Source organism: Streptomyces sp. NPDC058051 (assembly GCF_042885475.1).
GTDB lineage: Bacteria > Actinomycetota > Actinomycetes > Streptomycetales > Streptomycetaceae > Streptomyces.
On the sequence record NZ_JBHVRW010000014.1, the window covers coordinates 124,019 to 148,045 of the forward strand.

The 24,027-nt window shown below is 68.8% G+C and carries 25 protein-coding genes and 1 pseudogene; 12 read left to right on the forward strand and 14 right to left on the reverse strand.

The window, feature by feature from the left end:
• Positions 1–277: 277 nt before the first annotated feature.
• Positions 278–865, reverse strand: a complete 588-nt coding sequence (locus ACFVUT_RS22615) for a hypothetical protein (RefSeq protein ID WP_389653688.1) — start codon at positions 863–865, stop codon at positions 278–280.
• Between the two features lie 319 nt (positions 866–1,184).
• Here ACFVUT_RS22615 and ACFVUT_RS22620 point away from each other — a divergent pair, with 319 nt between their 5' ends.
• On the forward strand, positions 1,185–1,727 hold the full coding sequence (locus tag ACFVUT_RS22620; protein WP_389653818.1) for an RNA polymerase sigma factor: 543 nt from the start codon (positions 1,185–1,187) through the stop codon (positions 1,725–1,727).
• A 317-nt stretch (positions 1,728–2,044) separates the two neighbouring features.
• Here ACFVUT_RS22620 and ACFVUT_RS22625 read toward each other — a convergent pair whose 3' ends face one another.
• Positions 2,045–2,677, reverse strand: a complete 633-nt coding sequence (locus ACFVUT_RS22625) for a TetR/AcrR family transcriptional regulator (protein ID WP_389653691.1) — start codon at positions 2,675–2,677, stop codon at positions 2,045–2,047.
• A gap of 922 nt (positions 2,678–3,599) precedes the next feature.
• The gene (locus ACFVUT_RS22630) at positions 3,600–4,340 is read right to left on the reverse strand and encodes a recombinase family protein (RefSeq protein ID WP_389653694.1); all 741 of its coding nucleotides are present in this window, start codon (positions 4,338–4,340) and stop codon (positions 3,600–3,602) included.
• A gap of 232 nt (positions 4,341–4,572) precedes the next feature.
• On the opposite strand from ACFVUT_RS22630, the gene ACFVUT_RS22635 reads away from it, so the two are divergent.
• Positions 4,573–5,361 (forward strand): class I SAM-dependent methyltransferase, encoded by a 789-nt coding sequence (locus tag ACFVUT_RS22635; RefSeq protein ID WP_389653697.1) that lies wholly within the window; start codon positions 4,573–4,575, stop codon positions 5,359–5,361.
• A 127-nt stretch (positions 5,362–5,488) separates the two neighbouring features.
• On the opposite strand, the gene ACFVUT_RS22640 is transcribed toward ACFVUT_RS22635, so the two are convergent.
• From ACFVUT_RS22640 to ACFVUT_RS22650, 3 genes are all read right to left on the reverse strand, one after another.
• The gene (locus ACFVUT_RS22640) at positions 5,489–6,115 is read right to left on the reverse strand and encodes a TetR-like C-terminal domain-containing protein (RefSeq protein ID WP_389653700.1); all 627 of its coding nucleotides are present in this window, start codon (positions 6,113–6,115) and stop codon (positions 5,489–5,491) included.
• Positions 6,116–6,222: 107 nt separating this feature from the next.
• Positions 6,223–7,668 carry an aldehyde dehydrogenase gene (locus tag ACFVUT_RS22645; RefSeq protein ID WP_389653703.1) on the reverse strand — a complete coding sequence of 482 codons (1,446 nt, stop codon included), beginning with the start codon at positions 7,666–7,668 and terminating at the stop codon, positions 6,223–6,225.
• A gap of 245 nt (positions 7,669–7,913) precedes the next feature.
• Entirely contained in the window at positions 7,914–8,870 is a 957-nt protein-coding gene (locus tag ACFVUT_RS22650) for an alcohol dehydrogenase catalytic domain-containing protein (protein WP_389653707.1), read from the reverse strand.
• Between the two features lie 277 nt (positions 8,871–9,147).
• Here ACFVUT_RS22650 and ACFVUT_RS22655 point away from each other — a divergent pair, with 277 nt between their 5' ends.
• The gene (locus tag ACFVUT_RS22655; RefSeq protein WP_389653710.1) at positions 9,148–9,741 is read left to right on the forward strand and encodes a TetR family transcriptional regulator C-terminal domain-containing protein; all 594 of its coding nucleotides are present in this window, start codon (positions 9,148–9,150) and stop codon (positions 9,739–9,741) included.
• 269 nt (positions 9,742–10,010) lie between these two features.
• Here ACFVUT_RS22655 and ACFVUT_RS22660 read toward each other — a convergent pair whose 3' ends face one another.
• Positions 10,011–10,874, reverse strand: a complete 864-nt coding sequence (locus tag ACFVUT_RS22660) for an SDR family NAD(P)-dependent oxidoreductase (protein WP_389653713.1) — start codon at positions 10,872–10,874, stop codon at positions 10,011–10,013.
• Between the two features lie 566 nt (positions 10,875–11,440).
• Between ACFVUT_RS22660 and ACFVUT_RS22665 the strand changes: the two genes are divergently transcribed.
• Together ACFVUT_RS22665 and ACFVUT_RS22670 are read left to right on the forward strand one after the other, a co-directional pair.
• The gene (locus ACFVUT_RS22665) at positions 11,441–12,811 is read left to right on the forward strand and encodes a Curculin domain-containing protein (mannose-binding) lectin (protein WP_389653716.1); all 1,371 of its coding nucleotides are present in this window, start codon (positions 11,441–11,443) and stop codon (positions 12,809–12,811) included.
• A complete protein-coding gene (locus ACFVUT_RS22670) occupies positions 12,811–12,957 on the forward strand; it encodes a hypothetical protein (protein ID WP_389653719.1) in 147 nt (48 codons plus the stop codon). The genes ACFVUT_RS22665 and ACFVUT_RS22670 overlap by 1 nt, the downstream gene beginning before the upstream one ends.
• 478 nt (positions 12,958–13,435) lie before the next feature.
• Here ACFVUT_RS22670 and ACFVUT_RS22675 read toward each other — a convergent pair whose 3' ends face one another.
• Positions 13,436–14,272 carry an SDR family NAD(P)-dependent oxidoreductase gene (locus ACFVUT_RS22675; protein ID WP_389653722.1) on the reverse strand — a complete coding sequence of 279 codons (837 nt, stop codon included), beginning with the start codon at positions 14,270–14,272 and terminating at the stop codon, positions 13,436–13,438.
• A 100-nt stretch (positions 14,273–14,372) separates the two neighbouring features.
• On the opposite strand from ACFVUT_RS22675, the gene ACFVUT_RS22680 reads away from it, so the two are divergent.
• Positions 14,373–14,978: a TetR family transcriptional regulator gene (locus ACFVUT_RS22680; protein ID WP_389653726.1), complete on the forward strand. Its 606-nt coding sequence runs from the start codon at positions 14,373–14,375 to the stop codon at positions 14,976–14,978.
• A 36-nt stretch (positions 14,979–15,014) separates the two neighbouring features.
• Here the strand turns inward: ACFVUT_RS22680 and ACFVUT_RS22685 are convergent.
• Positions 15,015–15,551, reverse strand: a pseudogene (locus ACFVUT_RS22685) (aldehyde dehydrogenase family protein); the annotation flags it as partial.
• Here ACFVUT_RS22685 and ACFVUT_RS22690 point away from each other — a divergent pair.
• Positions 15,546–16,091: a CGNR zinc finger domain-containing protein gene (locus ACFVUT_RS22690; RefSeq protein WP_389653728.1), complete on the forward strand. Its 546-nt coding sequence runs from the start codon at positions 15,546–15,548 to the stop codon at positions 16,089–16,091. The pseudogene ACFVUT_RS22685 and the gene ACFVUT_RS22690 sit on opposite strands and share 6 nt — an antisense overlap.
• Before the next feature lie 319 nt (positions 16,092–16,410).
• Complete coding sequence (locus tag ACFVUT_RS22695; RefSeq protein WP_389653731.1) at positions 16,411–17,076, forward strand: Tn3 family transposase; 666 nt, start codon at positions 16,411–16,413, stop codon at positions 17,074–17,076.
• A gap of 69 nt (positions 17,077–17,145) precedes the next feature.
• Here the strand turns inward: ACFVUT_RS22695 and ACFVUT_RS22700 are convergent, their stop codons facing one another.
• On the reverse strand, positions 17,146–17,754 hold the full coding sequence (locus ACFVUT_RS22700) for a TetR family transcriptional regulator (protein WP_389653734.1): 609 nt from the start codon (positions 17,752–17,754) through the stop codon (positions 17,146–17,148).
• 94 nt (positions 17,755–17,848) lie between these two features.
• Here ACFVUT_RS22700 and ACFVUT_RS22705 point away from each other — a divergent pair, with 94 nt between their 5' ends.
• Positions 17,849–18,889 carry an NAD(P)-dependent alcohol dehydrogenase gene (locus tag ACFVUT_RS22705; protein WP_389653736.1) on the forward strand — a complete coding sequence of 347 codons (1,041 nt, stop codon included), beginning with the start codon at positions 17,849–17,851 and terminating at the stop codon, positions 18,887–18,889.
• Between the two features lie 289 nt (positions 18,890–19,178).
• Here ACFVUT_RS22705 and ACFVUT_RS22710 read toward each other — a convergent pair whose 3' ends face one another.
• A complete protein-coding gene (locus ACFVUT_RS22710) occupies positions 19,179–19,802 on the reverse strand; it encodes an NADPH-dependent F420 reductase (RefSeq protein WP_389653739.1) in 624 nt (207 codons plus the stop codon).
• Positions 19,803–19,835: 33 nt separating this feature from the next.
• Positions 19,836–20,570, reverse strand: a complete 735-nt coding sequence (locus ACFVUT_RS22715) for an SDR family NAD(P)-dependent oxidoreductase (protein WP_389653742.1) — start codon at positions 20,568–20,570, stop codon at positions 19,836–19,838.
• A gap of 144 nt (positions 20,571–20,714) precedes the next feature.
• Here ACFVUT_RS22715 and ACFVUT_RS22720 point away from each other — a divergent pair, with 144 nt between their 5' ends.
• Positions 20,715–21,326, forward strand: coding sequence for a TetR/AcrR family transcriptional regulator (locus tag ACFVUT_RS22720; protein ID WP_389653745.1), 612 nt, complete (start codon positions 20,715–20,717; stop codon positions 21,324–21,326).
• Here ACFVUT_RS22720 and ACFVUT_RS22725 read toward each other — a convergent pair.
• Positions 21,318–21,635, reverse strand: a complete 318-nt coding sequence (locus ACFVUT_RS22725; protein WP_389653747.1) for a hypothetical protein — start codon at positions 21,633–21,635, stop codon at positions 21,318–21,320. The genes ACFVUT_RS22720 and ACFVUT_RS22725 overlap by 9 nt on opposite strands.
• Positions 21,616–21,987: a DUF4158 domain-containing protein gene (locus tag ACFVUT_RS22730; protein WP_389671030.1), complete on the reverse strand. Its 372-nt coding sequence runs from the start codon at positions 21,985–21,987 to the stop codon at positions 21,616–21,618. Before ACFVUT_RS22730 ends, ACFVUT_RS22725 begins: the two co-directional genes overlap by 20 nt.
• A gap of 610 nt (positions 21,988–22,597) precedes the next feature.
• Between ACFVUT_RS22730 and ACFVUT_RS22735 the strand changes: the two genes are divergently transcribed.
• Both ACFVUT_RS22735 and ACFVUT_RS22740 read left to right on the forward strand, forming a co-directional pair.
• Entirely contained in the window at positions 22,598–23,320 is a 723-nt protein-coding gene (locus tag ACFVUT_RS22735; RefSeq protein WP_389653753.1) for a molybdopterin-dependent oxidoreductase, read from the forward strand.
• Positions 23,268–23,972, forward strand: coding sequence for a cytochrome b/b6 domain-containing protein (locus tag ACFVUT_RS22740; RefSeq protein WP_389653755.1), 705 nt, complete (start codon positions 23,268–23,270; stop codon positions 23,970–23,972). Before ACFVUT_RS22735 ends, ACFVUT_RS22740 begins: the two co-directional genes overlap by 53 nt.
• Positions 23,973–24,027: the final 55 nt, after the last annotated feature.

The following is a 24,027-nucleotide window of genomic DNA, read 5'->3' on the forward strand; positions in this document are numbered from 1 at the left end:
TGCCGCCACGGTGATGAACGGGCCGTTCAAGCGACCGGAAGAGGCGGCCGCTCGGACGGGATGCGGGCTCGCAGTCAGTTTGTGCGCGGTGGCAGGCGTGTGGAGAAAGTGGACGAATCCGTCGTAGGCATCCGGCATGACGTTGACGGGTTCGTCCATTGCACGCATGTGCGGAGCCCGCCGGCAGATCCGGCACATGGATGGCGAAGCCGGCCGGGCACCCTTGTCGGCGGGTGTCCACGGCGGGCTCGGCCGAACGGATCGCGGGTATGCCGTGTCAGCCCTCCTCGTCCGACCGGTGGGCCGTGGACCGCCGCGAGGAGGGCTCGATGAGCGAGTACATGACCGACCGCTTCTGCTTGTGACGCCTGATCCGGCCCTTGGCGACCAGCGACTCCAGAGTGTTGCGCACCACCTGGGGTGTCGGTTCGCGGTCCGGGTGCTTCTCCACCAGTTCGTCGCGCAGTTCCTTTGCCAGGCGCGGCTCTGTGTGCGCGCCGAGCAGCTCTGCCAGCACGTCCGACAGCAGAGGCTGGCGCGACTTCCCCCGTGCGCCCGCCCTGCCACCGGTCCGGCCCGGCCGTACGTCCTTGGCATGTGTCCGGCTGTGCCGGGATTCCTCGGCGGGGGCGACCCCGCCGGTGAGCAGGGGCTCCTGCTGCAACTGCTCTGGCAGCGGAGGTGCGTCCAGGGATCCCTCGTAGCGTTCCGCAAGGGCCAGGATGTCGGCCAGGAGTGCTTCCTCCTGCTTCAACATCTTTAGTTTTTCCGCCAGTTCCTGCTGTAGGAGGCGATTCTTCTCCAGGTCCGACGCGGCCTGTTCGACATACCGCGACCGGAGCGTGGCGGCTGATTGGCTGGGCACAACCGTTCACTCCCTCGAAATGGATGATGCTGCGCATGGTACCCATGTGTGCTCATCTGTGCCGAGTCCGTCAAGGAACCAGGTCAGCGGCCTGAGCCGACATGTGGGCTCAGGCGGTGTCGAGGCGCCCGAGATGCACGTGAACCTCGCGTTCCGGTTTTTTCGTCCCCTTCAATGGGGCGGGACACCCCGGACACAGTGTTCTCGGCCTTCGATCACCGCCCTGACGGGCATGGGTGAGGCGGGAGATCGTGAGGGGGATATGCCAATGAAATGTGCTGAGCGGTGAGGCATGTGTGAGACGGCCGTCCCGTCCCCGATGCGGCCACCGCTGCTCACCCGCAGGGTGTGCGATCGGGCGGGAGGGGGTACGCCGCGGCAGGCACGAACGGTCCATCGTTGTCGGCATTCCCGACCGGATCCCCGAAGGCACGGGGCAGGCACGGGGCAGGCACGGGGCACACTCGCGCGTAAGTTTTTCCGGGCCTGGCGGAACATCGACCGCCTCCCCGGGATGGAAGGCTCTGTCAGGGGCTGGCTCTTCACCGTGACACGGCATCTGATCATCGACTGGGTACGGCAGAGGCCCCAGGCTCGCAGAGAGATCGTGGGAGCCATCCACCAGGATCCCTCGTGGTCTTCCGAGGAGTTCGACAAGGTGCATGCCACCCTCGTCACCAAGCCTCTGCTGCACCGGCTGCCGTCGCAGCAACGTGCGGTTCTGGTCCATATCTACCTGTGCGACCGGACCATTCAGGAAACCGCGGGGATTCTCGGCGTACCCGCGGGGACGGTCAAGTCCCGCCAACACAACGCGCTGCGCAGGCTGCGTGCCACGATGAGTTCCGACGAGGCCGCCTGACCTCCGGGCCGTGGTCAGCGGGACCGGCAGACGCCCGCTGACCACGGCCTCGACCCGGGCCCCGTCCCCACGGTCCGGGTCGTACCCGCCCGCCGCACGGACGCAGACCGGACGCGGCGAACAGAGTTCGGCCCGGGACGGTCGCCACCTCAGCGGGGGAAGCATGCGGGACGACCGCCCCTTTCCCATCGCCGAACCAGCCAGTTCAACACTCCGGCGGTGGGAGCCTTCACTTGGGGCAACGGGCCGGACGGGCCGCAGGGTTCACGGTCTGGAGGAGAAAACTGACGGCGCCGCGCGGAAGCGGCCGACGCGGGTCACGCGGGGCTGGTGTCACGCCCGGGATGACGCACGCAGGCGGATCCCGGGGTGGACCCGGGCGCGGCCGTGGTCACAGTTGCCAGCCCGTCCATGACGATGTCCAGCACCGTGCCGCCGGGTTCCCGTCCACCGTTTTTGTCGCCGGTGTTCCAGACATAGGACATGAGCAGCAGAACCTCGCGGGCGGTGACACCGGCACGCACCTGGCCGGCGGCCCTGCACGCGATCAGGAGTGTGTCCAGGACGTCGCGCAGAACGATGTGGTGGGGCCCACCGAGGTCCGCCCGGGTGGCGGCCTGCACGGCTTGGGACGCCGCGTTGCCGAGGCTGCCGTAGGCGGCCAGCCGTTCCAGCCACAGCCGCAGTGCCGTCCGGGGCTTGTTCCGGGTAAGCAACGGGGCGGCGGCGGCGGCCAGTTCCTCGATATCGCCGCCGTAGACGTTCAGCAGCAGGTCCTCCCGGGTCCGGAAGTGCCGGTACATGGTGCCCTGGCCCACACCGGCTCCCCGTGCGATCGACTTCAGGGTCGCCTCCGGTGTGCGGGCGAAGGTCTCACGCGCGAACGCGATGATGCGCGCGCGGTTCTCCTCCGCGTCGGACCGCATCGTGCGTCGGACGGGTTGCGTCATCGACGGCCTCCGATCGGGGCACAGCGAGGACGGGAACCTCGCGGAAGTGTCGGCCGGTGTGCGGCCGGACATAAACACGTGTGAACTTATGGAAAGTGTACTGCGCCCGCGCGGCATCCGGATGACATGAGTGTGCCGCGCAGGGGACAGGGGCTGGGTCCTCGAATGTCCACGTAGTTGACACGTATGACTGGTGGGCCGACCACGGAGATGGCGGCGGGCACCGTCAGGTCGTGCGGACACAGGTCGACGCGATGCGTGCTCCCATGCCCTGGCCGGAGGCGGGGATTTCCCGGGCTCCAGGGTCACGAAGAAGCTGCGGGGCAGGCCGACGGGAGCGCGCCCGAAGCGGCCGCGGCCGGCGAGTGGGGCACGGGCCGCGCCGGACGCCCGGCGTGCCCGGGAGATCCCTGACCGGGCGCCGTTCTTGTCGCCGGATTCATATGTGTGCCTTCCGGACCCGATCGGCCCGGGACGAGTGGACCGTATGACGGACCCGGCCTCCTATCTCTGACCCACGGTGCAAAGTAGCCGTCGCTCCCGTACGTGATTCCTTCGGTGGCCCCGGCCCCACCCCGCGTACTCATAGGCTGACCGCCATGGATGACCGCACTCTCTCCGCCCCCGTCGCCGACGACGTCGACTGACTCGGCGGCCCCTACGGCGGAACGACCCAGACGCTCGCCTCGCGCCCTGGCGCACCGGAGGAACTTCCCGCCTTCCTGTTCTGGTGGGGCCGTGACGAGATCCCGCAGCGGGAGGCCGCCGGCCGTACGGCGGAAGAGGTCGCGGAGACCCGCTCGCACTATCAGCTCTCAGGTACCGGCGTCGGGACGGACCGCCCTCAGTACGTGTGGTGCGCGCCGCTCACCCCGGCCTCCCGCGACTGACCACGAACGCCCGGCACCCCTCACCCGCCTGGTCAGGCGTTCGCTGGTGCTGTGGTCTGTTCGTCGTGTTCGCGCAGCATCCGCATGACGGTGGCGGGTGAGGGGTGCTGCCCCTTCTTCGTGCCTGTGGTGATGACGAGCCGCCTGGCGATGTCGCGCAGGCTCATCTCCTTCTCATCGCGCAGGTGGAGGGCCATGGAGAGCATGTCGGGGTCGGTGACGCCGGCGCCGCCGATGGTCTTGCCGCGCTTGCGGGCGGATTCGTGGCCTTCGAGGGTGCGGTCGCGGATGTACTCGCGCTCCATGCCGGACATGGCAGTCAGCACGGTGAACACGATGCCGGAGGGGTCGTGCGAGCCCTTCAACTCCCCGGTAAGAAACTCCAGGCCGACATCGCTCGCCTTCAGCTCCTCGGCGAGCATGGCCAGTTCGATGCCGCGGCCGAGCCGCTTGTGTTCGTGGACGACGAGGGTGACGCGCACGCCGGAGGAACGGATCTCCCCGGCGAGTCTGACGGCCGCCTCCAACTCGGGGCGTTTGGTGGCGCGGGTGGAGATCTTCTCCGAGAAGACCCGGGTGACCCCGGCCTCGGCGAGGGAGTCGAGCTGTGCGTCCAGGGACTGTCGGGCGGTCGAGGCGCGGGCGTACCCGAGTCGGACGTGTCCGACCGGATCGGTGCCGGCGCTCGCGGGCCGGGGGAGCTCGGTCCAGACCGAGCCCGGCTTGCGTACGGCGGGGGTCGGGACGCTGAGGGCCTTGGCGAGTTGGGGCACGAGGCGGAAGCGGGCGGTGAAACAAACCCGGCCCGGGGAGCCTTGCGCTCGCGCTTCGGCTCTCCGGCACCAGCGCCGGGGGCGCTTGCTGTATTCCGGGAGGGCCCGCCGCACCGGCGTGGCCCGACAGGGAGAGGACTCCGGGGTAGACGAGATCGACCCGTGCGACGACGCAGCGCAGCAGTTGGCCGCAGCCAGGAACCGAACTGCTGCAGCGCACGTCTCCCGCACCATGATCTCAAGCGAGCGCCAAGAGCACGCGATTTCCACCAAGCTGGTCTCGCCGTCCGCAGTGAGTGCGGATCCGTCGAAGACCAACGACTACAACAGCTTCGCCGAGGCGTACACGGCCGCAAACGAAACCAACCTGGTCAATGCCTACTACGAGCGGCCCGCGATGCTGGCCCTCGCTGGAGACGTGGCCGGCCGGCGGATCCTCGACGCCGGCTGCGGCTCGGGGGCCCTGTTTGCCGCGCTGCGCGACCGTGGCGCCATGGTGAGTGGCTTCGACACGAGTGCCGGGATGCTGGAGCTGGCTCGGCAGCGGCTCGGCGACGGTGCGGACCTGCAGGTGGCGGACCTGGGCAGCCCGCTTCCTTACGCTGATGACACGTTCGACGATGTAGCGGCGTCCCTGGTGCTGCACTACCTGGAGGACTGGGGGCCGGCGCTGGCCGAGCTGCGACGCATACTCAGGCCCGGCGGTCGGCTGATCGCGTCTGTCGACCATCCCTTTGCCATCAGCCTCATACATCGCGAGGCCGGTCGCGAGGCCGAGTGCAACTACTTCGACACCACCAACTGGACCGTAGAGTGGACCATCGGCGGCCAGACCGCCCTGGTGAGCAGATGGCACAGGCCGCTGCACGCGATGATCGAGGCTTTCATCGGGGCCGGTTTCCGGATAACGGTCATCAGCGAGCCGGATCCTGATCCCGCCGCCCGCGAGATGTTCCCCGAGGCCATCGCGGCCGAGCCACGCTTCCTGTGCTTCCTGTTCTTCGTCCTGCAGGCCGAGTAGCAACCAGCAACGACCTGACCGCTGGGAAGCGGTCAGCTGTTCTCGTACACACCTGAGTCGCACGGACATGCGACACGTGTCGATAGCAGTTTCGGACGGATATCCGATCCCGGCGGCGCTCTGGGCGTTACCGCCGAAGCTGTGATGGGTGATGCGGAAGCCAGCTGCGGCCGGTCAGGGCAGGCAGCAGCAGGGCATCGGTCACCGTGATCAGGTGTTCCGTTGTGACCTCCTCACCGGTCAGGAGCCGTTCCATGAGGATGCTTGCGGACATGAGCGTCTCGGCGAACTCCAGTGCGGGATTGTCCGGACGGATCGTGCCTTGCTCCACGTGGCGATCGAGGACGGTGCGCAGTGCCCGGAGGTAGGGAGTGAGCAGGGCGTCGTACACGTCCTGGGCCGGTGTCGCGGGCCTGACCATCTGCCGGATACCCGGTGCGAACCCGCTGGAGGGGAGGTACGCCGACGGCAGCTGCCGGGCCACGGCGACCAGGTCCCCCCGCAGCTCACCGGTGTCGATGACGGTCAACGGCTCGTACGTGTGCGCCGACACAGCCGTTGTCGCCGGTCCGGGGCTGCTTTCCCGCTGCCGAAGGTCTGCCGTACCGGCTTCGGTGCGCCGTGCGGCCTCGTTCACCGTGGCCTGTTCGTGTCCCACCTCTGCCACGAGGCCGGGCGCCGTGTCCGGGATCTCGCGCTCACGTCCGGGCGTGAGGCGCTCGTGCCGTGTCGCCGCGGACTTCTGTATGGACATCGGTGACTCCGAATCGGTGGCCGGTCGAAGGTGGGAGGGCCGAAGGCGACGGGCGGGCGCACACGGGCCGACCGGTGTACGGCCCGTGTGCGGGGGAGTGCGCCGGATCAGGGCCGGTACACGGTCGCGAACTCCTGGAAGGCCGCCAGTCCTTCGGGGCCCAGTTCCCGTCCGAGTCCGCTCTGCTTCATGCCTCCGTACGGAGCCACGGCGTCGATCCCGTAGCCGTTGATGCCGATCGTGCCCGTGTCGATCTGCCGGGCGACGGCCAGGTTGTGGTCGGGGTCGCCGCCCCACACCGTGCCGCCCAGCCCGTACGCCGAGTCGTTCGCGATACGGATCGCGTCCGCCTCGTCCTCGTACCGGATGACGGTCAGGACCGGCCCGAAGATCTCCTCCTGGGCGATCTCGGAGGACGGGTCGACGTCGGCGAACACCGTCGGCTCGACGAACCAGCCGTCCAGGCCGCTCGGGCGCCCGCCTCCCGTGGTCAGCCGGGCTCCGCCGGCCTTTCCGCGCGCTATGAACCCTTCCACGCGTTCGCGCTGGGCGGGACTCACCAGGGGGCCCACCCGGGTGGCCGGATCGAGCGGGTCGCCGACCGTCGCCTCCCGAAGGAGCGTCGTGTACAGGTCCACGACCTCGTCGTAGCGGCTGCGCGGCGCGAGAATGCGGGTGCTGGCATAGCAGGTCTGCCCGTTGTTGAGCAGGCTCGCGGCGAACATCTCCTCCAGGTGGCCGTCGAGATCGGCGTCGTCGAGGATGACGGCCGCCGACTTGCCGCCCAGCTCCAGCGTGACAGGGCGCAGCAACTGACCGCACACCGAGGCGATATGGCGTCCGGCCCGGGTCGACCCGGTGAAGGACACCTTGTCGACGCCGGGATGCGCCACCAGATACGCCCCGATGTCGCGGCCGCCCGGAACGATGTTGATCACCCCCTGAGGCAGACCGGCCTGCCGGACGGCTTCCGCGAGGAGGAAGGAGTCGAGGACGGTTTCGGGCGAGGGCTTGAGGACCACGGTGCAACCGGCCGCCAGCGCCGGCGCGATCTTGAAGAACGCGAGGGTCTGCGGGAAGTTCCACGGGGTGACCGCGGCCACCACTCCCACGGGTTTCCGCCGCACCAGCGTCGGCTCCCGGAGCAGGCCGGGGCGGGACTCCTCCGAGGGCGACTCGCGGATCATTCCCGCGTAATAGCGCAGAAGTCTCGCCGGTACCTGCGCCTCGTAGAAGTCCGCGACAGCGATCGGCATGCCGTTCTGGGCGCTCACCCGCCGGGCCGTCTCAGGCCCGCGGGACTCAAGCGCGTCGGCGAGCCGGAGCAGGGCCTCGGCACGGCGTTCCGCGTCCCAGTGGGCCCAGCCCCCCGGATCGGTGAACGCGGCCCGGGCCGCCTCCACGGCGCGGTCCACGTCGTCCTCGACGGCTTCCGGCACCTCGCCGATCGGCTGCGCGGTGCTCGCCGACGTCACGCCGATCACCTTTCCGGTCGCGGGGGCGATCCAATCGCCGCCTATGAAGAGCGACTTGTATTCCTCGGTGCTTGGCACGTCGGGTACTCCTCGGTGTCGGATCCGGTCTACGGGGGAGTCAATATGGTCGGTCATCTTATAGGACTTTCAGTGGATTTGGTGGCGTGCGCCTCAAGGACGGGGGAGCCATCGCCCAGCAGAAGAGGCCGGGCCGACGAGGAGGTCCCGTCCGATACGGGGTCGTCGAAGGTGTGTGGGCCTGGTCGGGCCCGGGTTGCGCGGCGCGGAAATGCGGAAGACGACCCGTGCGCCTCGGCCTCCGCTCACGCGGCGGCGTCGAGGACGACGCGGAACCGGGCCTGCCCGGACATCATGCGCTCGTAGGCCTTCGGGGCCTCGGACAGCGGCATCACCTCGGTCATCGGCCGGATGCCGTGCATGAGGCTGAAGCGCAGGTTGTCCTCGTTGTCCATCGGGGTGCCGGTGAGGCTGCCGCTGATCGTACGGCCCGCGAAGACGAGGTCCGCGGTCTGCACGGTGATGGGGTCGGGGCCGACGCCGAGCACGACGAGCCGGCCGTGCGTGCGCAGCCCCGCCGCGAGCGGGGACATGGAGGGGCCACTCGAAGCCGTGGCGATGACGGCGGCGGCTCCGCCCAGTTCGCGCAGCGCCTGCCCCGGGTCCTGGGCGGCGCTGTCGATGTAGTGGTCGGCGCCGAGCGAGCGCGCCAGTTCCTCCTTCTCCCGGCCGCGTGCTATCGCGACGACGCGGTAGCCGAGCCGGTCGGCGTACTGGAGGGCGAGGTGGCCGAGGCCGCCGATGCCCTGCACGGCGACCAGAGACCCCGGCCCCGCCTCCACGCCCCGCAGTCCCACGAAGGAAGTCAGTCCGGCGCACAGCAGGGGTGCGGCCTCCACCGGGGAAAGGCCTTCGGGGATGCGGACCAGGCCGTTCGCCCGCACGCTCACGGACTCGGCGTACCCGCCGTCCACGGTCGTGCCCATCTGCTGCTGATTCTCGCAGTGGACGAAGACCCCGCGCCGGCAGGACTCGCACTCACCGCAGTGCCCGGCGAGGAATCCGACACCCACACGTTCGCCCACCTGCCACGTGTGGACTTCCGGGCCGACTTCCTCGATCACCCCGACGATCTCGTGGCCGGGCACGATGGGTGCGGAGGGGTCGGCGCGCAGCCCCTCGACGGCCAGCACGTCGGAGTGGCACACGCCGCAGGCCTCGACCCGCAGGCGTACGAAGCCCGGCTGCGGCGGTTGCGTCACTCGCCGGACGGTGGAGAAAGAACGTGAACCGGTGACCTGGACAGCCCGGTGGTCAGACATGGAAATCCTCTGTGGATACAGGTCCTGGACTGCTCCTGGACCGATGGAGACCGGCCGTGCCGCGGTGCGCGGGCGCAGACACGGGGTGACGGCCGGAGTCGGGCCGCGTGCACCCGTCGACCGATTCATAATGACCGGTCGTCTTGATTGCGGTCAAGCGAGGTCGGTACATTTGACACAAGGTAAGACGACTGCTCACATTGGGTCGGAGGTGCCCATGGCCAGACAGAGCATGCGCGAAGAGATCGTTGCCGCGGCGGCGGACCGGTTCCACACACACGGCTACAACGCGGCAGGCGTCAAGGACATCACGGATGCGGCAGGCGTACCGAAAGGCTCGTTCTACAACCATTTCCCGAGCAAAGAGGCGCTGGCCGTCACCATCCTGGAGCTGTACGGCGCGACGAGGCGGCTGAAGGAGTTGTCCGACCCGTCCGTCGAGCCCCTGACCCGCCTTCGCCGACATTTCGAGTTCCTGCGCGCCGAGCAGAAACAGTACGGGTACACACGTGGCTGCCTCCTCGGGAATTTCGGCGCCGAGGTGGCCGACCACAGCACGGAGCTGCGCGAGAGGGTGGGGGACAGCTTCGACCGGTGGAGTCGGGCCCTCGCCGGAGCGCTGCGTGACGCCGTGACATCGGGGGCCGTCGACCCGGCACTCGACCCGGACGAGACCGCGCTGTTTCTGCTGTCCGCCTGGGAGGGAGCCCTCCTGGTGGCGCGCGGCGGCCGTTCCGGCAAGCCGTTCGACGTGTTCTTCGGCATGGTCTTCGACCGGATTCTCGTACCCGGGCGGCAACAGCGGGATTAGCGGGCTGAGTGTTTCCCGGCACCGGGAGGGGACTTCGCGGCTGGACTCGGATGCCGGTCCAGTTCGCGCGCCGCGTTCCGATTCCGGTCGGGCGGCACACCGCTCAGCGGAGACGGCACGGGCGCACGAGGCCCTGGAGCGCGAGGAGCGACCGGCAAGGTGCTCATCGACGTACCGTGAGCGGCGCGGCCGTACGCACATCCCGTCCGGCGGGGTGATCCGCCGTCCGGGAACGATGCTGCGAGGTTGTCACCGGCCGGTGGCGACCCTCAGCGCTCCAGCCATCGGGCGGACTCGCCGTCGGCCTCGTCGTGGTCGGTGGAGACGCTGAGGTGGCGCCACTTCTCGTCCTCCTCCAGGCGCCGGGCCCAGGCGGTCCGCCCGAAGCCGTAGGCGTCGGAGCCGAGCAGCAGCCGGAGCGGGGGTTCGTCGAGGCCGGCGACGGTCAGGACGACCTGGGCGACCTTGGCGGGGTCGGTCGTGGCGTTCTCGGCAAAGCCGCGCATCGCCTCGGCAGCGGCTCCGACGGTGGCCCGGTAAGGCTCACTGACGGGTGGGGTGTGCATGGAGGTTCCGGCCCAGTCGGTGCGCATGCCGCCCGGCTCCAGGACGGTGACCTTGATGCCCAGGGAGGCGACCTCGGTCGCCAGGACCTCGGAGAAGCCGCCCACGGCCCACTTGGCGGACTGGTAGGCGGTCATGCCGGGGCTGGCTATCCGGCCGCCGAGGGAGGAGATCTGGATGATGTGCCCGCCGCCCTGCCGGCGCAGTACGGGCAGCGCGGCCCGGCTGGGGTGGACGACGCCGTAGAAGTTGGTGTCGATCTGGCGGCGGAACGCCTCCAGGGTGGTGTCCTCCAGTGCGGCACGGTCCCCCTGGCCCGCATTGTTGACCACGACATCCAGCCGGCCGAACGCCTCGACCGTCTCCCGCACGACGCGCTCGGCGGCTCTGGCGTCGGTCACGTCGAACCGGGAGGTGCGCAGCCGGTCGCCGTGGGCGGCGGTCAGGTCCTCAAGGGAACGCGGATCACGCGCGGTGGCCATCACCCGGTGCCCGGCGGCCAGAGCCGCCTTGACGATCTCGCGGCCCAGACCGCGGGAGGAACCGGTGACGAGAAAAACCTTGGACATGACAGATTCCGTTCGATTCGGGCGGATCCTCCGGACCGGCCGAGCAGCCTATCGCGGTCGAGCCATTAAATGGATACGTATCTAAATATAGGGAGGGTGTTCAGGTGTGTCAAAGGCTTCGCGCTGCCTGATGACCTGTCGGTGAGAAGCCCGTCGTCCGGTCCGGCGCCGACATGCGCCGATCTGGCCCAGCGTGCTGGGCACGGCGCGGACGGCGCATCTGCACCTGTGCACCTACCGACGTCTTGATGACGGGAAAAGGTCATCCGGGCAGCTGTCGGCCTGTCCGGACGACCGTCCGACGTGGTTCCGGTGGGATTTCGCCAGGTGTCCCCCATGCCGGGCGAGTAACAGCGATGATCGTGCACATGTGTTTCGTATCGAAGGTCGGGAGGCAGCTGCGATGGGTGCGGTGACTTTGTCGGACGGGGGAGCGGCGGGGACGGGAGGGAGTGGTTTCCGACACAGTCCAGGCGGCTCCCGACCACCGGTTCGGCGTGATGGCGGTGAGCGCGGATGCGTAACCGTTGCCATGCCTGCGTCCGGTGAGTTTCCGAGGTCCCGGCATGCATGAGATGAGGCAGTTCACCCGGCTCGGCGACAACCTCCTCACCTCGCGCGACGGCCGGCACGTGCTGCGTTACGACGACAGCGGCACCGCCACCTTGACCGACACCGCCTCGGGTGAGCCCCGCTGGCGGGCCGGAGTGAGCGGCACGCTGCTGCTCGGCCATGACGGTGCGCTTCAGGTCGAGGACGAGGCCAACCAGCCGCTGTGGGCCTCCGACGTGCGGCACTCGGATGCACTGACAGCGGTGATCAGCGACGACGGCGACCTGGAGTTGCTCAGCGGTGCCGGAGTACGACTGGTCAACTCCCGCACCGGCGCCGTCGAGGTGAAGGCGTTGCTCGGCTCGGCTCCGGCGGCGGCGATCACGGACATCGCCCATCTCGTGCGGCAGGGCCGCCACAAGCGGACAGTGACCCGTAACCGGGATGGATCGTTGCAGGTCACCGAGGAGATGTCGGGCGGCAGCTCCAGCCACACACTGTCCGTCTGGCTGGCTCGGTGGTTCGAGCAGGACGGCGCCGAGCTGACATGGCGTAAGGTCCCGGAGGCCCGGGGCGCGAGCTGGCGACTGGTCCTGGCGGATGCCGCGGGCGCGCTGCTGTGGCGGGACATCGGCAAGGGTGCCCCGGCGGATGTTCCGCCGTCCGCCGTGTACGCCTACGGCGGTCCCGAACTCCCGGCCGGCTGCCGACTCCGGAACCAGTCGCTGACGTCGCCGAACGGCTCGCACACCCTCGTGCACCAGGAGGACGGCAACCTGGTGCTGTACTGCAACTTCGAGCAGCGGGCGGTGTGGGCAACAGACACGTGGTGGGCCGGAAACGGCTGGGCCGACCTCACCGACGGTGACCTGACGGTGCGGACTATGTACGGTGCCCCGTTGTGGCGGGCCGGCACCACCGGCGCGACCCGGCTCGTGGTCCACGACGACGGCACGATGGTGCTCGACGGGACCTCATGGGTCGTCGACCGCCATGCCGGCTGCACCCGGCCGGGCATGAACACGGCTCGCGGCGACACCTTGCTGCGTGGGCAGGTGCTGCAGCGGCAGTCCCTGACAGCCCCCGACGGCGTCACGGTGTTCGCGCACCGCGACGACCGCCGACTGGTGCAGTTCGCCGCTGACGGTACCTGGCTGTGGGACGAGTACATCGGGGGCGACGAGCGTGGCTACCTCGCGCTGGACGACGACGGCATGCTGCGGGTGCGCACCGGTGACGGTCTCGTGGCGAAGGAGATCGCCGGTCCGGCCGATGCCCTGGTCGTCACGTCCGAAGGTGTGGAACTGCGCCGCGACGGCACGCCCTTCTGGCGCAACGGCAAGCGCGTCAACCGGAGTCCTGGAACGACTGGACGCCGGCGCTGATGGAGGACACGGCGTATTGCGCCACCTTGATCCATGACGTCGAACCGGGCGACGCACTGCGCCTGCTGCTTGGCGACGAGGCCGAAATCCATGGCGTCACACGGCATGACATGCGGACGCTCGCCGGCGAACGGGAGGCGGGCTGAGAGGACACCGCCGTCGCCGCGATCCGGATCGGCGGCCGCACGCTGCTGGTCGAGGACTACGGCTGGGAGGCGCGGGACCGGCCGGAACCGGCCGACGGCACGTTTGCGGTGACCTGCTGCCGCGACATCAACGCGCATTCCGGCTTCCGGGTGTTCCGGGACGGTGCTTCCGGTGCGGTCCGTCAGGGTTCACGAGGTCGGATGCGTCGGTGGGCAGTGTGATGCTGCCACCGGAGAGAGTGCCGGTGCTGTGCGGCTTCGGGTGCTGCTCTGGTTCACGCCTGCCCGGCGGCAGGTGTCGGCGAAGGCCCGGCTTGTGCGGCGGTCCACGCGGCGCGTCGCCCCGGCGACATACATATTTCCGCTGCCAGCAGGACCCCGCGCCCCTCCTCCAGCCCGGCTGGCCTTCTCGCGCAGGCCCGCCGGGCTGCCGCAGTACCCGAGGGGACCGCGGCCGGCTCTTCCTTCGGACCCCGCTTCATGACGCTCCCAGTCCGACCATCTCGGTGCTGCGGTCCCACAGCCGTCGAGCGAGGCCGGCGTCGACCACCTGTGGGTTGTTCCTCCGGGCGAGCTTCTTCTTCTCGTAGTAGGCACCGGGGATCCAGTCGACGGACGGTGTGCCCTCCGCCAGCCACACCAACGGCCGGGCGCCGTACTCGGCGCTCAGCAAGAAAGGCCGTACCACCGGGTTGCCGTAGACGAATCTCATGAAGCTGGTGGTATCGGTGGCGAAACCCGTGGCGACGGATCCTCCGGGGTGGAAGGCCACCGCCGACAGGCCCTGCCCGTGGAAGCGGACGTGCAACTCCTTGGTGAAGAGGATGTTGGCGAGCTTCGTGTCCCCGTACGCCTTGTGCGGTGTGTACTTGTTGTCATTGTTCAGGTCGTCGACGTCGATGTGGCCGAAGAGTCGCGCCCCGGAACTGGATGTCTGCACCACCGAAGCGCCGCTGGCCAGGAGTTTGTCCAAGAGCAGGTTGGTCAGCAGGAAGGGCGCGAGATGGTTGACCTGAAGGGTCTTCTCGAAGCCGTCGACCGTTCTGTTCCGGTCGCCGAACACCCCTCCGGCGTTGTTCACCAGTACGTCGATCCGTGGGTACCGCGCGTCGAGTTCCGCGGCCAGCTTGCGCACATCCTCGAACCTCGTGAAATCGGCGACGAAGTGATCGCTGCCCAGTTCTCCGGCGATCGCCCGCGTCTTGTCCGGCGAGCGGCCGACGATCACCGTGGTGTGCCCGTCCCGGGCCAGCCGTCGGGCGGCGGCTGCGCCGATGCCGTCGCTTCCGCCGGTGACAACGACGACCTTGGACATGTTCGATCCTCCCGATCGGGCGCCATGACACCCGCGACGCTCTGCCAGACTATGCCATGATTGACAGTCTCTGCCAATTTCAACAAGGTAGCCTGTGTTCATGCGAGAGGGTGAGGGGAAGCTGTCTGTCCTGCGGGGGCAGAAGCGGCTGGCTGTGCAGAAGCTGATCAGCGACGCGGCTCTGCCCCTTTTCCTGGAGCGGGGCTTCGCCGAGGTGACCACCGATCAGATCTCCGCGGCGGCGGGCATCTCGCCGCGCAGTTTCTTCCGGTACTTCGAGACGAAAGAGGACGTCGTCGTCGGGTATCTGACGGAAGCCGGACGGCATGTGCAGGCCGCTCTTGAGGACAGGCCCCCGGCGGAGGCTTCCTGGGACGCGCTCCGTGCGGCGTTCGGTGCCCTGTTGATGGGCTTCAGCGACTCCCGGCAGGTCCTGCGCAGGACCACGCGCATGCTTCTGGAGACCCCGTCCCTCAGGGCACGGCACCTCGAGAAGCAGCTTCAGTGGCAGGAATTCCTCGTCCCGGACATCGCGAAGCGCCTGGGATCCACCGCCGGGATCGAGGATGTACGCGCCAGCGCACTGGTCGCTTCGGCCCTTGCCTGCCTCGACGCGGCTGCCAACGCGTGGGCGGTCGCGGACGACGACACCCCGATCGAGACCCTCCTCGACGCCGCGATCAGCGCCGTCCGCCACGGCAGCTGACCACACCACGACCTCCGGAAGCCCGTCCTCGAAGGGGATCACCGCCAGGACGGGACCGAAGACCTCTCCCCGCGCGATCCGCATGCTGTTGTCGACGTCTACGTTGATGTCGACGGACAAGGCCGGCTTGGCGTAGTTCTCCTGTTCCGGTCCCGTCGACGGCTCGGGGTGGCCGGTGACCGGGCGTGCGCCTTCCTCGATGCCCGGCCGAACAGCGGGAACGCACGCGTCTCCCCTGTTCGGCGCGGACCGGCGGACCGATGAAGGTGTCCTCGTCGGACGGATCGCCGGCCGGCCTCCAGGCCCTCCAGGATCTTGAGGGCGGTTGCCGCCTCCTCGCAGCCTCGGCCGTCCGGAGGCTGCAGGCCCAGGTCCAGAGCGAGGCACGAGTGGTAGTTCCACGAGCATCCGTCGTCGTGCGGCGGCTGCACCGGTCACCGGATCGGGAGCTTCGCCGACGGAACTCGGGGCCGGGCTCCTGGCGGACCGCGTGGGGAGACGCATACCGGAAGCTGATCGTGTGAGGCTATTGCGCATCCGCCAGTCACTGGTCAGTATGGTTACGTGATGCATGCCTTTCCCTGCGGATCCCTTCCCCTCGATTTCGTCGGCACGCTGCGCACACGACGCAACGCCACGCCAACGGAGAAGCTCGCCACCCCCGCGCTGCTCGACGACTGGTTCGTGGAATCCGGAATGCTCGACCTGGCGCCCGGCGCCCGCGCGTCCGACCTCGCCCTCGCGGTGGATCTGCGTGAGTCGATCCACGCCCTGGTCGCCGCCCGCATCGACGGCCGGCCACTGCCCTCCGAGGCGGTCACTGAGGTCAATCTGCACGCTTCGGGCCTTCCCGTGACACTCCGGCTCGTCCCCGACGGCACGACCCGTACCGGCTCCGTCGCACAGGGGCTCGCCGCCCTCGCCCGCGAGACCGTGGAGATCATCGGCGGTGACGAAGGGGCGCTGCTGCGCGAGTGCGCCCGCCCGGAGTGCACCCAGGTCTACCTCGACCGCTCACGCGGTCACCGGCGGGAGTGGTGTGCCATGCGGACCTGCGGCAACCGGATCAAGGCCGCCGCCTACCGGGCACGCCGGCACAGCGCGACCGGCTGACCACAGAGCCCGCGCTGGTCCGCGCCACTTCTCAACGGCTCGTGCCTGCTTCGGGGAGAGTCCAGGTCCCTCGATCGGTCAGAGAGGTGCGCCGTCGACCGCGCAGACCGGAGGACCGCGGTGCGGTCCGCGACGAAGGTTCCAGAGTCTGACGTCCCCCCCCCGCAGGGCTCAGAGGAACTCGCGGCACCGCGAGTCAGAACCAGTCGACGCTCGACGTCGGAGCTGCTCAATGTTCGGGTACGCGACCTACGTGTCGGCCGTGTTCTCGTATAGCTGCCGCCACCCGTCATGTAGCAGAACGTGATGGGGCTGGGGTGTGGTTCTGTGCTTTCCGTCCAGGTGGGGCGGGGACGACAACTGGCCGAACCTGAGCCCGGTGCTCTCCACCAAGACGATCGACTGGGACCTGATCGCCCAGCAGTACGACCAGATCGTGAAGTACACCACCGCCCTGCGCCTGGGCACCGCCGAGGCCGAGCAGGTCCTGCGGCGCTTCACCAGGGGAGGGCCCAAGCACCCGACGTACCGGGCGATCAAGGAGTTGGGCCGGGCGGTACGTACTTCGTTCATCTGCGACTACCTCGCCGACGTTGGGATGCGCCAGGAGATTCACGAGGGGTTGCAGGTGGTGGAGAACCGGAACTCCGCGAACAAGGACCTCTTCTACGGCAAGGACGGTGACCTGGCCGGTGCGGACAAGGAATCCCAGGAGGTCAGCATGCTCGCGCTACACCTGCTCCAGTCAGCGTTGGTGCACGTCAGCACTCTGCTGATGCAGGAGGTCCTGGCCGATCCGAAGTGGGCGGACAAACTCACCGACGCGGACCGCCGGGCGCTCTCCCCGCTGTTCTGGACCCATGTGAATCCCTACGGCAGATTCGAGCTGGATATGAACAGCCGCCTCGACCTGGACCTGTCCATCCGGGCGACGGTACCCGGCCCGCGCGCCCCGCAGGGGGAGGCAGCCGCAGTTCCGGCGTGAGACCTGGGCTCCGGTCCTGGCCGGAGCCCAGGCAGCGTGCGTGAGCGTCACCAGGGGTGTTGGTGGCAGTCATGAGGGGGATGCGTCGCCTTTGCCGGCCGCGGTGGCGCTTTGGACGCAGTCGCGGAGCAGGGCGCGGCGCTGGTCATGTACGTCATCGGGTTCTTGGCTGCTGGCCGCATATACGTTGCTGACCGGTGACCAGGCCATGGACATGGCGATGACCATGGCCATGATGTCGAACGGGTCACCTGCGCGGACCCGCCCGGCGGCCTGGGCCTCGGCGATGGCCGTGAGCTTGCGGTCGTCGTAGTGCTGGTGGGTCTCGACGAGGTGCCCGGCAGGCCGACGCTCCAGTCGTGTCCAGGTCGCCAGCCGGATGAGGTCGGGGCGGCGCAGGTATTCGTCGTAGAGACGAACGGCCCACTCCGCGAGATCGTCCGCGTCGATGGGCACGACGTTGGTGATGCGCTCCAGCGAGCTGAGGAAGATCGCGTCGAAGAGTCGCTCCTTGTCGCCAAAGTAGGCGTAGAGCTGTGCCTTGTTGGTGCGCGCTGCCGTCACGATGCGTTCGATGCGCGCCCCGGCAATGCCGTGCTGGGCGAACTCTTCGGTGGCGGCGTCCAGGATGCGCTGGTAGGTCGCGGCGCCTCGCGAGGTCTGGGGCTGTTCCGGCATACCCGCACTCTACCAAACAGAACAGTTGGTTTGCCTTGGGGCACGGTCGCGCTTACGCTGCAACAGACAGAACAGTCTGTTTAAGGAGTCCCGTATGCGAACGACCACCGGATGGCAGGCGGCCGGCCCGACGGCGCTGCGGCGCGCGTCGCTGGAGCGCCGTGACCTGCGCCCGGATGACATCGCGGTGCAGGTCGACTACTGCGGCGTGTGCCACACCGACCTGCACGCCCTGCGCGCCTACGACCAGCACACGAAAGCGCCCCTGGTGCCCGGTCACGAATTCACCGGCGTGGTGGCCGGGATCGGCCCCGAGGTGACCACCTTCTCGGTCGGCGACCGCGTCGCGGTGGGCAACATCGTCGACTCCTGCGGCGTGTGCGCCATGTGCGAAGCCGGACAGGAGAATTTCTGCCACGCCTTCCCGACTCTGACCTACGGCGGCACCGACCGGCAGGACGGGTCGACCACCCTGGGCGGCTACTCCCGCGAGTACGTCGTGCGCGACGCCTTCGCCTACCCGCTCCCCTCCGGCCTCGACCCGGCCGCAGCCGCCCCGCTGATGTGCGCCGGCGTCACCGTCTGGGAACCCCTGCGCTCCCTCGGCGTGGGCCCCGGCAGTCGCGTCGCCGTGGCCGGCCTCGGTGGCCTGGGCCACCTCGCAGTCAAGATGGCCGTGGCACTCGGCGCCACCACGACCGTCATCAGCCGCACCCAGGACAAGCGCGACGACGCCCGCAAGCTCGGCGCTCACGACCTCATCGCCTCCACCGACACCCAGCAGATGGCCACGGCACGCGACACCTTCGACGTCGTCATCGACACCATCTCCGCCCCTCACGACCTCGCCCCGTATCTGAAGCTGGTGGCGATGGACGGCACCCTCAGCCTCCTCGGGTACTTGGGCCCCGTCACCGTCGAGGCCACGGACCTGCTCATCGGCCGCAAGAAGCTCAGTTCCGCGGGCAGCGGAGGCCGCCTGGCGACAGCCGAGATGCTCCAATTCTGCGCTGACAACAGCATCGCCGCCGACATCGAAGTGCTCCCGTCGTCACAGGTGGACACGGCACTCGACCGCCTCCGGCGAAACGACGTCCGCTATCGCTTCGTGCTCGACATGTCCGACCTGGGCTGAAGAGACGGTGGGTCGGGCCATGGCGTGCGGGCCGGACAACGGCGTGCGCATGGCCCGGCACTCCGCCCTCTCACAAACGACCGCTTGTGAGAGGGCGGAGTGCCGGGCCATCCGTCACTTCGCCGGGTGGAGGCGTCGCCCCCGCCCGGCTGCCTGGACGGCGCCGCTTTTACCGCCTGATAAGACGCCTCGGACTGGCGTGAACGATCATGAGTGGGGTCGCCGGCAGAGCAGACCTCGCCACGGTCTCACGTGGCGAGTCCTTTCGGTGATCCGGCAACCCGTCAACTCAGGCGGGAAGTTCGGTGATGCTGAGGGCGAAGTCCAAGTTCCCCACCCCGTGGTTGGCGAGGCCGACCGTGACCACGCCCGCTCCCTCCAGCCAGTGCGCCATTTTCAGGCCTCCGACGTCCAGCGGGCGCAGCCCGAGGGTCTCGACGAACGTCTCCACGTCTGCCTTGGCCCGCGTGCTGTCGCCGGCGATGAAGACGTCGGGCCGGCCCTTCTCCAGGACCTGGCGGAAGACGGTGTTGAACCCCTTCACCACACTGGCGCTCGCCGGGGCGACCTTGGCGACCTCCTGCGCGATAGAGGTCTCCTCGCGGTGGGCCAGCCCGTCGAACGTGGAGTTGAAGGGATTGCTGATGTCGATAATGACCTTGCCCGCGAGGGCGTCTCCGTAGTGGGCGATGGCCGGCACGACGCCGTCGTACAGCAGGGCCACGATGACGATGTCCCCGGCCGGGGCGGTGCCCCATTGTCCCGCCGTGGCACCGCCGCCGAGAGCCTTGGCCAGGCCGGCGGCCTTGGACCCGTCGCGGCCCATGACCTCGACGGTGTTGCCGCCCGCCACCGCCCGCGCGCCGATGGTGCGGGCCATGTTCCCGGTGCCGATGATGCTGATGCTGCTCATGAGATGCCCTTCCCTGGTTGCGTGTTGTCCGGTTCAGAGGGCGGTGGTGCCGCCGTCGGCGACGAGTTCCATGCCGTTGACGTAGCTGGAGTCGTCGGAGGCGAGGAAGAGGGCTGCGGTGGCGATCTCGTCGGGGCGGCCCATCGTGCCGCGGGGGATGAGGGCCTCGAACTGCGCCTTCGTGTCCGCGTCCATCACTTCCTCCATCATCGGCGTGGCCACCTGACCAGGGGTCAGGACGTTGACACGGATGCGGCGATCCTTGAGCTCGTTGAGCCAGACGCGGGCCCAGGCCTGCTGGACGGCCTTGCTGCCGGCGTAGACGCTCCAGCCTGGGAAGCCGCCGAGGGAGGCGTTGGAGCCGGTCATGAGGATGGAGCCGCCGTCGTTGAGGAGCGGGAGGGCCTTTTGGACGGTGAACAGGGTGCCGCGGGCGTTGAGCCCGAACCAGGTGTCGAACTGGGTCTCGGTGATCTCGCCGAGCGGGGCGGGCTCGCCGCCGCCGGCGCTGGCCCACAGCACGTCGAGGCTTCCCTTCTCCCGCCTGACGGTGTCGTAAAGGCGGTCCAGGTCGCCCAGGTCGGCGGCGTCGCCCTGCACGCCGGTGACGTTGCGGCCGATCTCCTTCACGGCCTCGTCCAGGGCCTCCTGGCGGCGGCCGGTGATGAAGACGTGCGCTCCCTCCTCGACGAACAGCTTCGCGCCGGCCAGCGCCATGCCGGTGGTGCCGCCGGTGATGACCGCGACCTTGCCTTCAAGCTTTCCCATGGTCGTTCCCTTGAGTCGGTGGTTCCGTGTGCACCTGGGGCGACGATGTTAAGTACACCGTCCTGTTTATTTAACGTACGGGGCGGGCGACCCGAACGCAAACTATGTACACCGGTCGTTACCCAGCTGGGGTACCCTGGAGCCATGACAGAGTTGGAAAAAGGCCCCACGGGCCGCCGCCGCGGCCGGGGCGCCCGCGAGCGCATCCTCATCGCGTCCCAGCAACTGTTCCGCGAGCAGGGCATCAACCGCACCGGCATGGACCAGCTCTGCGCGACGGCCGAGGTGTCCAAGCGCACGGCCTACCAGCACTTCACCGGCAAGGACGAACTCGTCGCCGAGTACCTGCGCCGGTTCGACCCGTCCGTTCTGTCCGACGTGTTCGACCGCACCGACCTCACGCCCCGCGAACGGCTCCTCGCCGCCTTCGACATCCCCCCCACCACCCCCCTGTGCCCCTACATCGCCGCCACCGTCGAACTCCACGACCCCCAGCACCCCGCATCCCAGTACGCACGCGACTACAAGAAGGCTGTCGCCGCACGGCTCGCCGACACCGCCCGCGAAGCCGGCGCCACCGATCCCGACCAGCTCGGCGAACAGCTCGCGCTGCTCATCGACGGCGCCGCGGCCCGCACCCGGGTCCTCAACGCCGACGCCTTCCCCACCGCCGCCGCCGTCGCCGCCGTCCTCATCGACAACGCCATCCCCGCCACCACCCGCGATCACCAGCGACAGGAGGAAGCGTCAAGCTGACGCGGGTGCAGCGAGAGCTACACCCATCCGGCTTTCGTCGCCGGTCGTGGCGAAGTGGCGGCACGTGAGTCCGTGCCTGATCCGGGCGACGCTGATGCCGGAAAAGCTCGCGATCAGCGCCAGGGCGGCGTCATTGTCGTCCAAGTAGGCCGGGGCGTAGGCCAGGTAGAGGGCGCCGAGGTCGTGCTCGTAAAGGCGGTCAAGGGCACCGACATCGAGCCGCGCACTCCCCGGCAACGTTGCGCGCCGGCCGCGAAGCGACTGACCAAGGCAAGAGCCCGCAAGCTCATCACCGCCCTGGTCGGCCAACCCCTAATCCTGCCCGCCCGGCATCAGGCGGCCTGGCCGAGGCCGGCAGCGTGCCCTCCGGCAGCTCCACCGCCCGCCGCACGAACTCCGCCACCGCTTCCGGGATGTCCTCCACCTTCGGGAAGCACCCCATGCGCTGATACGACTTCAGCGTCAGCAGCAGGGCCAGCAGATGCTCATCGCTGTCCGTACGGTCGGCGGCCCAGTCCAGCTCATCGCGAGTCGGCGAGAAGAACAGATGCAGCTCGTGCGCGGTGACCAGCCGCTTGAACCGCGGATACGCAGTCCGTTCGATCGAGGTCACAACCCACCCCAGGCCCCAGACGACAGTCAACATCACCACCAACGACACTGAGCCGAACGGGTGACGGGCCGGGCCCTCATGTCTTCAAGATCATCCCGTGGCCCCTTTTGGGCTCACCTCGGCGATACCCCCTATACGAGAACACGGCCGTGTCGGCCAAGGGAGCTATCGGCGCGCCGCCCGCTCGGCCGCCCGCGGGTGTGGCGCTCATGGCGTCACGGTGAACCGCATCGCTCCGGACGTTCTCACCCCGGCGGCCCCGGAACATCGCAAGGCCACCCCGAGGACTGCGAAGGCGTGCTGTCGACGATGTCGACCCACCGGTTCGGCGACGCCGAGGGCGACGGCACACGGTCTGGACCGCTCGGAGACCGGTAGCAGTCCTTCCCCCGCCCGGTCCCCGGCCGTCCTGGCGGTTCAGCCGCCCAAGGCTCATACCTGTGCGCATCGATACATTCCGCGCGGGCACATGTCGCCCTCTTCCATTCGTCGTGTTGTTGACACCCCGAGGAACGTCGTGACACCATCGTCACTGGTTGAACAGGTGACGATGGTGCGGCAGTTCGACTCTGCTCATACGTGCGGGATCGCCCGATCGGGCCGCCCCTGCTGGCGCGGAGCGCCGGGTTCGTTGCCACCTCGAAGGAGCACACTGACCATGGCAGGAAAGCCGAAGCCAAGGGCCGAGGGCGCACCGGTGGGGCGGCGGGCGATGCTGGGCATGCTCGGCGCAGGCGCCGCCGGGCTCGCCACCGCGCCCTACCTTCAGCGCGGCTGGGAGGGGTTTCTCGGCACCGCCTCCCAGTTCGACGTCACGGGCCTGACCGGTCTGCTGCCCAATCCGGGCGGCTTCCGGTACTACAGCGTGGTCAGCTCGGTACCGCACAAGAACGAGGCGAACTACGAGCTGCGGGTCGGCGGACTGGTGGAGAAACCGAGGACCTTCACGCTCGCCGACCTGCGCGCGATGCCGCAGACCCGGATCGTCCACGACGTGCTGTGCACGGACGGATGGCGCGTGGACCAGACCCCCTTCGAAGGTGTGAGGCTGGCGGACATCCTCGACGCCGCCGGCGTGCGTTCCCCGGGCGCGGCGGTCCGCTTCACCTGCTTCGACGGCGCCTACAGCGAGAACCTCACCCTGGAGCAGGCCCGCCGTTCCGACATGCTGGTCGCGCTGAAGATGCAGGACAGACCCATCACCCACGAGCACGGGGGACCGGTCCGCCTCTACGCGGCCCCCATGTACTTCTACAAGTCCGCCAAGTGGCTGTCCGGCATATCGGTCACCGACAAGGTCGTGCCCGGCTACTGGGAGGAACGCGGCTATGACATCGACGGATGGCTCGATGACGCCGACCGGCACAGCGAAGCGGCCTGACCCCTCGGACCGGGTCCGACGCTTCAGCACCGCCGAGCGTATGATCCACCGGGCCACCGGCTCTCTGATGCTGATGTGCATGGTCTCCGCCGCCTGTCTGTACCTCGGGCCGCTCGCCCAACTCGTCGGGCGGCGGCACCTGATGGTCACCGTCCACGAGTGGTCGGGCATCTCGCTTCCGCTGCCCTTCCTGCTGGGACTGCTGTCCGTCGAGTTCCGCGCGGACCTGCGCAGGCTGAACCGCTTCGCGGTGTACGACCGGCAGTGGCTGCGAGCCGTCCGCAGGCGCCGGATCTCGCCCGAGGCACGCCCCGCCGGCAAGTTCAACGCGGGCCAGAAGCTCTACGCGGGCTGGATCGCCGGCGCCGTCCTGGTGATGATGGCCACCGGTCTGCTGATGTGGTTCATGGGGCTGCTGCCGTTCATCTCCCGCACCAGCGCGATCTTCGTCCACGACATCCTGGCCTGGGCGATCACCTTCGTGGTGCTCGGGCACATGCGCAAGGCGTTTCAGGATCAGGAGGCGAGACTGGGCATGCGTACCGGATACGTCAGCCGGTCCTGGGCAGAGCGCCACCACTCCCGGTGGCTGGGGCAGGAGCGCGCGGGAAGCGCGACCGGCTCCGATAAGGCGAAGGCGGACAAGGTGTGACGCGTCCCCCAGGACGGTTTCAAAGTCCCGGTGATTCACGTGAGTGCTGAACGCC